The following is a 6,214-nucleotide window of genomic DNA, read 5'->3' on the forward strand; positions in this document are numbered from 1 at the left end:
TTCCCATTACACCGATTTTTCAGGAAACCACCACTGTGGCCAATATCAAGTCCGCCAAGAAGCGCGCCAAGCAGACCGTCGTGCGCAACGCGCGCAATACGGCTCAGCGTTCGATGCTGCGCACCGCTGTCAAGAAGGTGATCAAGGCTCTGGATGCCAACGATGCCGCCGGCGCCGAGGCAGCCTTTGCCGTCGCCCAGCCGATCCTCGACCGTTTCAGCTCGCGTGGTCTGATCCACAAGAACAAGGCCGCTCGCCACAAGAGCCGCCTGACCGCGCGCATCAAGGCCCTCAAGGCCGCCTGATACGGCACTGCGACGCCGCGCCACGCGCGGCGTGCAGGAAAAGAACCCGGCCCCGGCCGGGTTTTTTGTGTGCCCCGCCCCACAGAAAAACCCGGCCGAAGCCGGGTTTCCCTTTGAAGACCGGACAGCGTCAAAGCGCGTTGCGCGCATCCGCTTCGTCTTCTTTCTGGCGGTCGAAGAAGGCCATGATGTTGGTCATGATCGGCCAGGTGCCTTCACGGCCCAGCGCCGAGACCAGGTACCACGGCTGGGTCCAGCCCAGTTCGGCGATGATCTTATCGGCCGCGGCCTTGGCCTCGTCCTCGAACATCAGGTCGGCCTTGTTCAGGACCAGCCAGCGCGGCTTTTCCAGCAGTTCCGGGTCGTGCTTTTCCAGCTCGCGCTCGATCGCACGGACCTGCTCGATCGGCGAGATTTCCACGCCGCCTTCCATCGGGGAGATGTCCACCAGGTGCAGCAGCAGGCGGGTGCGCTGCAGGTGGCGCAGGAACTGCGCGCCCAGGCCGGCGCCATCCGCCGCACCCTCGATCAGGCCGGGAATGTCGGCGATCACGAAGCTGCGGTAGTTCTCAACGCGCACCACGCCCAGGTTGGGGTAGAGGGTGGTGAACGGGTAATCGGCCACCTTGGGGGTGGCAGCGGACACGGCGCGGATCAGGGTGCTCTTGCCGGCGTTGGGGAAGCCCAGCAGGCCGACATCGGCCAGCAGCTTCAGCTCCAGCTTGAGCAGGCGCTCTTCACCCTCTTCGCCCGGCAGCGACTGGCGCGGCGAGCGGTTGGTGGAGCTCTTGAAGTGCATGTTGCCCAGGCCGCCCTTGCCGCCCTTGGCCACCAGCAGGATGTCGTCGTGCTGGGTCAGGTCGCCGATCACTTCATCGGTGGCCACGTTCATCACCACGGTGCCGACCGGCACGGTGATGATCAGGTCTTCGCCGCCCTTGCCGTAGGCCTGGCGGCCCATGCCGTTCTCGCCGCGCTGCGCCTTGAAGATGCGCTCGTGGCGGAAGTCGACCAGGGTGTTGAGGTTTTCGTCGGCGCGGATGTACACGCTGCCGCCATTGCCGCCGTCGCCGCCGTCCGGGCCGCCCAGCGGAATGAACTTCTCGCGACGGAAACCGACGCAGCCGTTGCCGCCATTGCCGGCGGTAACCTGGATTTCTGCTTCGTCTACAAGTTTCATGATTCTGGTTGCCAACTGGAGGCGGTGGGCAGGGAAAGCGCCCGACCGCAGAGTCTAACGTGAAAAACAAAAGCCCCGCCGAAGCGGGGCTTTCGTCGGCGGCCCCACGCCGGGGCGGGGGCGGCGCCTGCGTATCGCGAAGATCAGGCTTCGGCGACGACGCTGACGGTACGACGCTTCTTCGGGCCCTTCACCGAGAACTCCACCTTGCCGTCGACCAGCGCGAACAGGGTGTGGTCACGGCCGAGGCCGACGCCGGCGCCCGGATGGAACTGGGTGCCGCGCTGACGCACGATGATGTTGCCGGCATCGATGGCCTGGCCACCGAAGATCTTGACGCCGAGGTACTTCGGGTTGGAGTCGCGACCGTTGCGCGATGAGCCTACGCCCTTCTTATGTGCCATGACTGCTTCTCCTTATTACTTCTTGCCACCGGCGATGCCGGTGATCTCGATTTCGGTGTAGTACTGACGGTGACCCTGGCGCTTCATGTGGTGCTTACGGCGACGGAACTTGATGATCCGGACCTTGTCGGCACGACCCTGGGACACGACCTTGGCGGTGACCGAGGCGCCGTTCAGCGCGTCGCCCAGCTTGATGCCATCGCTGTCGCCCAGCAGCAGGATTTCTTCGAACTTGATCTCGTTGCCGACTTCGACTTCGAGCTTTTCAACGCGGAGCGTTTCGCCCTGCGCCACGCGGTATTGCTTACCGCCGGTTACCAGTACTGCGTACATGACCAGACTTCCTCTGTAGTTATTGTGGTCTATGGACTGCCGCCATCGAGGGCGGACAGAAGCGGGATTTTAATGACTCCCCCCACCCCGGGTCAACCCACCCCCTGCCCTGACGCCGGACAGGCTGAACCCTGTTCAGGTTCAGGCCCCACAGGTCTCAATAGATGAGACGCAGGGCTGGCAATGTCGCTGATTGCCCCCAAATCCCAAGCTCGGTAGGCTGACCGATTGCCGGCCAGAGCCCCACAACGGATCCCCCATGGCGATGGATTTCATCCGCATCCGCGGCGCGCGGACGCACAACCTCAAGAACATCGATCTCGACCTCCCCCGCGACAAGCTCATTGTCATCACCGGCCTGTCCGGCTCGGGCAAGTCGTCGCTGGCGTTCGACACCATCTACGCCGAAGGCCAGCGTCGTTACGTGGAGTCGCTGTCGGCGTATGCCCGGCAGTTCCTGAGCGTGATGGAAAAGCCGGACCTGGATCATATCGAAGGCCTGTCGCCGGCGATCTCGATCGAGCAGAAGTCGACCTCGCACAACCCGCGTTCGACCGTCGGCACGATCACCGAGATCTACGACTACCTGCGCCTGCTGTACGCCCGCGTCGGCAGCCCGCGCTGCCCGGACCACGGCTACCCGCTGGAAGCGCAGACCGTGAGCCAGATGGTCGACCACGTGCTCACCCTGGACCCGGAGCAGCGCTACATGCTGCTGGCCCCGGTGATCCGCGAGCGCAAGGGCGAACACGCGCAGGTGTTCGACCAGCTGCGCGCGCAGGGCTTCGTGCGCGTGCGCGTGGACGGCGTGCTGCATGAGATCGATGCGGTGCCGCCGCTGGCGCTGCGCCAGAAGCACACCATCGAGGCGGTGATCGACCGCTTCCGCCCGCGCGAGGACATCAAGCAGCGCCTGGCCGAAAGCTTCGAAACCGCGCTGAAGCTGGGCGACGGCATGGTCTCGGTGCAGTCGCTGGACGTGGAAGGCGCCGAGCCGGTGCTGTTCTCGTCCAAGTACTCCTGCCCGGTGTGCGACTACTCGCTGCCGGAGCTGGAACCACGCCTGTTCTCGTTCAATTCGCCGGTGGGCGCCTGCCCGGGCTGCGATGGGCTGGGCATGGCCGAGTTCTTCGACCCCTCGCGCGTGGTGGTGCACCCGGAGCTGTCGCTCTCGGCCGGTGCCGTGCGCGGCTGGGACCGCCGCAACGCGTACTACTTCCAGCTGATCGCCTCGCTGGCCAAGCATTACAAGTTCGACGTGGACGCGCCGTGGCAGACCCTGTCCGAGAGCGTGCGCCAGGCGGTGCTGTACGGCAGCGGCGATGAAACCATCACCTTCACCTACTTCACCGAAGCCGGTGGCCGCACCCAGCGCAAGCACCGCTTCGAGGGCATCATTCCGAACCTGGAACGCCGCTACAAGGAAACCGAATCGGCGGCGGTGCGCGAGGAGCTGGCCAAGTACATCAGCGAACGCAACTGCCCCGAATGCCAGGGCCAGCGCCTGAACAAGGCCGCGCGCAACGTGTTCGTGGCCGACCGTGCGCTGCCGGAACTGGTGGTACTGCCGATCGACGAAGCGCTGAAGTTCTTCAGCGGCATGACCCTGCCCGGCTGGCGCGGCGAGATCGCCGGCAAGATCGTCAAGGAGATCGGCGAACGCCTGGGCTTCCTGGTCGACGTGGGCCTGGATTACCTCACCCTGGAGCGCAAGGCCGACACCCTGTCCGGTGGTGAAGCGCAGCGCATCCGCCTGGCCAGCCAGATCGGCGCCGGCCTGGTCGGGGTGATGTACGTGCTCGACGAGCCGTCCATCGGCCTGCACCAGCGCGACAACGAACGCCTGCTGGGCACCCTCACCCGCCTGCGCGACCTGGGCAACACGGTGATCGTGGTCGAGCATGACGAAGACGCGATCCGGCTGGCCGACTACGTGCTGGACATCGGTCCGGGCGCGGGCGTGCACGGCGGCGAGATCGTCGGCCAGGGCACCCTGCAGGACATCCTGGAGGCACCGCGCTCGCTCACCGGCCAGTACCTGTCGGGCAAGCGCGCGATCGAGATCCCGGCGCGCCGGCACAAGCCGAATCCGAAGATGACCCTGCACCTGCGCGGGGCCAGCGGCAACAACCTCAAGGGCGTGGACCTGGACATTCCGTCGGGCCTGCTCACCTGCATCACCGGCGTGTCCGGTTCGGGCAAGTCCACGCTGATCAACGACACCCTGTTCTCGCTGGCCGCCAACGAGATCAACGGCTCCTCGCATCCGATCGCACCGTACAAGTCGGTGGACGGGCTGGACCTGTTCGACAAGGTGGTGGACATCGACCAGTCGCCGATCGGCCGCACCCCGCGCTCGAACCCGGCCACCTATACCGGCCTGTTCACGCCGCTGCGCGAGCTGTACGCGCAGGTGCCCGAAGCACGTGCGCGCGGCTATTCGCCGGGGCGTTTCAGCTTCAACGTGCGCGGCGGCCGCTGCGAGGCGTGCCAGGGCGATGGCCTGATCAAGGTGGAAATGCACTTCCTGCCGGACGTGTACGTGCCCTGCGATGTGTGCCATGGCAAGCGCTACAACCGTGAAACGCTGGAGATCCTGTACAAGGGCTACAACATCAACGACGTGCTGCAGATGACCGTCGAAGATGCATTGAAGCTGTTCGAGCCGGTGCCGAGCATCGCGCGCAAGCTGGAAACGCTGGTCGACGTGGGCCTGAGCTACATCAAGCTGGGCCAGAGCGCGACCACGCTGTCCGGCGGTGAAGCGCAGCGCGTGAAGCTGTCCAAGGAACTGTCGCGCCGCGATACCGGGCGCACGCTGTATATCCTGGACGAGCCGACCACCGGCCTGCACTTCCACGACATCGAAGCGCTGCTCGGCGTGCTGCACAAGCTGCGCGACGAAGGCAATACGGTGGTGGTGATCGAACACAACCTGGACGTGATCAAGACCGCCGACTGGATCGTCGACCTGGGTCCGGAGGGCGGCCACCGCGGTGGCACCATCCTGGTGACCGGCACCCCGGAAGACGTGGCCGCGCACCCGGCGTCGTATACCGGCCAGTTCCTGGCCAAGATGCTGCCCTCGGTCAGCGCGCGCCCGGAAACACCGGCGGCGGTAGCCAACAAGCCCGACGCCCGTCCGCCGCGCAAGGCCAAGCCGGAGAAGCCGGCCAAGGTGGCCAAAAAGGCGGTGGCCGCCAAGCGTGCGGCAACCCCCAGCAAGACCAGCCCTGCCAAGACCACGAAGGCGAAGAAGAAGTAATGAGCGACGAACACAAGATCCTGGCCCGCGTACCAATCAGCGTGCGCTGGCGCGACATGGACAGCATGGGCCACGTCAACAACGCGAAGTACATTTCCTATCTGGAAGAGGCGCGCGTGCGCTGGATGCTGGGCGTGGAAGGCGTTTCCATGACCGACCGCATCGCCCCGGTGGTGGCCGCCACCAACGTCAACTACCGGTTGCCGATCGTGTGGCCGAACGACATCGTGGTGGAACTGTTCGTCGAGCGCCTCGGCAACAGCAGCGTGACCATCGGCCACCGCATCGTGGACCAGAAGAACGACAGCACGCTGTATTCGGACGGCAACGTAGTGGTGGTGTGGATGGATACCCAGACCGGCAAGAGCGCCCCGCTGCCGGACGCGATCCGCAACGCGTCCACTTGAATCAGACAGGCCGCCGATGAGGCGGCCTGTTTCGTTCAGCAGGCTTCTGCGTTTTTGGTCATACCCTACCGCTCGTGGACACTCCGCGTGCGGTCGTCTGGGGAGCGACCCTACCGGTGGGTCCGCGCCCGACACACATCACCGACGCGGCGGCATCGCACCCGACCCGGATCACCGACGCAGCGGGTCCGCGCCCGACCCGCATCACCGACGCGGCGGGCCCGCGCCCGACCCGCATCACCGACGCGGCGGGTCTGCGCCCGACCCGCATCACCGACGCGGCGGGTCCGCGCCCGACCCGCATCACCGACGCGGCGGGC

At 65.7% G+C, this 6,214-nt stretch carries 7 protein-coding genes; 4 read left to right on the forward strand and 3 right to left on the reverse strand.

Going from position 1 to position 6,214, the window contains the following annotated elements:
* Window positions 1-35: 35 nt before the first annotated feature.
* The gene (gene rpsT / locus FSZ13_RS04835; RefSeq protein WP_017354922.1) at window positions 36-305 is read left to right on the forward strand and encodes a 30S ribosomal protein S20; all 270 of its coding nucleotides are present in this window, start codon (window positions 36-38) and stop codon (window positions 303-305) included.
* Window positions 306-435: 130 nt separating this feature from the next.
* Here rpsT and cgtA read toward each other — a convergent pair whose 3' ends face one another.
* From cgtA to rplU, 3 genes are all read right to left on the reverse strand, one after another.
* Window positions 436-1,485, reverse strand: coding sequence for an Obg family GTPase CgtA (gene cgtA / locus FSZ13_RS04840; protein ID WP_145478252.1), 1,050 nt, complete (start codon window positions 1,483-1,485; stop codon window positions 436-438).
* A gap of 143 nt (window positions 1,486-1,628) precedes the next feature.
* Window positions 1,629-1,889, reverse strand: coding sequence for a 50S ribosomal protein L27 (gene rpmA / locus FSZ13_RS04845; protein ID WP_070209175.1), 261 nt, complete (start codon window positions 1,887-1,889; stop codon window positions 1,629-1,631).
* A gap of 15 nt (window positions 1,890-1,904) precedes the next feature.
* Window positions 1,905-2,222: a 50S ribosomal protein L21 gene (gene rplU, locus FSZ13_RS04850; protein ID WP_145478253.1), complete on the reverse strand. Its 318-nt coding sequence runs from the start codon at window positions 2,220-2,222 to the stop codon at window positions 1,905-1,907.
* A gap of 259 nt (window positions 2,223-2,481) precedes the next feature.
* Here rplU and uvrA point away from each other — a divergent pair, with 259 nt between their 5' ends.
* From uvrA to FSZ13_RS18355, 3 genes are all read left to right on the forward strand, one after another.
* Window positions 2,482-5,487 (forward strand): excinuclease ABC subunit UvrA, encoded by a 3,006-nt coding sequence (gene uvrA / locus FSZ13_RS04855; RefSeq protein ID WP_145478254.1) that lies wholly within the window; start codon window positions 2,482-2,484, stop codon window positions 5,485-5,487.
* Window positions 5,487-5,894: an acyl-CoA thioesterase gene (locus tag FSZ13_RS04860; protein WP_145478255.1), complete on the forward strand. Its 408-nt coding sequence runs from the start codon at window positions 5,487-5,489 to the stop codon at window positions 5,892-5,894. The genes uvrA and FSZ13_RS04860 overlap by 1 nt, the downstream gene beginning before the upstream one ends.
* A 116-nt stretch (window positions 5,895-6,010) precedes the next feature.
* Window positions 6,011-6,214 (forward strand): hypothetical protein (locus FSZ13_RS18355; RefSeq protein ID WP_222116592.1); only part of this gene is annotated, 204 nt, incomplete at its 3' end.

The sequence above is a fragment of the Stenotrophomonas rhizophila genome (assembly GCF_007667275.1).
GTDB lineage: Bacteria > Pseudomonadota > Gammaproteobacteria > Xanthomonadales > Xanthomonadaceae > Stenotrophomonas > Stenotrophomonas maltophilia_AE.

What these genes read in the sequence shown, in the direction of transcription:
- FSZ13_RS04860 (WP_145478255.1), top strand. Translation starts at nt 5,487, where the DNA reads ATGAGCGACGAACACAAGATCCTGGCCCGCGTACCAATCAGCGTGCGC.
- uvrA (WP_145478254.1), top strand. Translation starts at nt 2,482, where the DNA reads ATGGCGATGGATTTCATCCGCATCCGCGGCGCGCGGACGCACAACCTC.
- rpmA (WP_070209175.1), bottom strand. Translation starts at nt 1,889, where the DNA reads ATGGCACATAAGAAGGGCGTAGGCTCATCGCGCAACGGTCGCGACTCC.
- rplU (WP_145478253.1), bottom strand. Translation starts at nt 2,222, where the DNA reads ATGTACGCAGTACTGGTAACCGGCGGTAAGCAATACCGCGTGGCGCAG.
- cgtA (WP_145478252.1), bottom strand. Translation starts at nt 1,485, where the DNA reads ATGAAACTTGTAGACGAAGCAGAAATCCAGGTTACCGCCGGCAATGGC.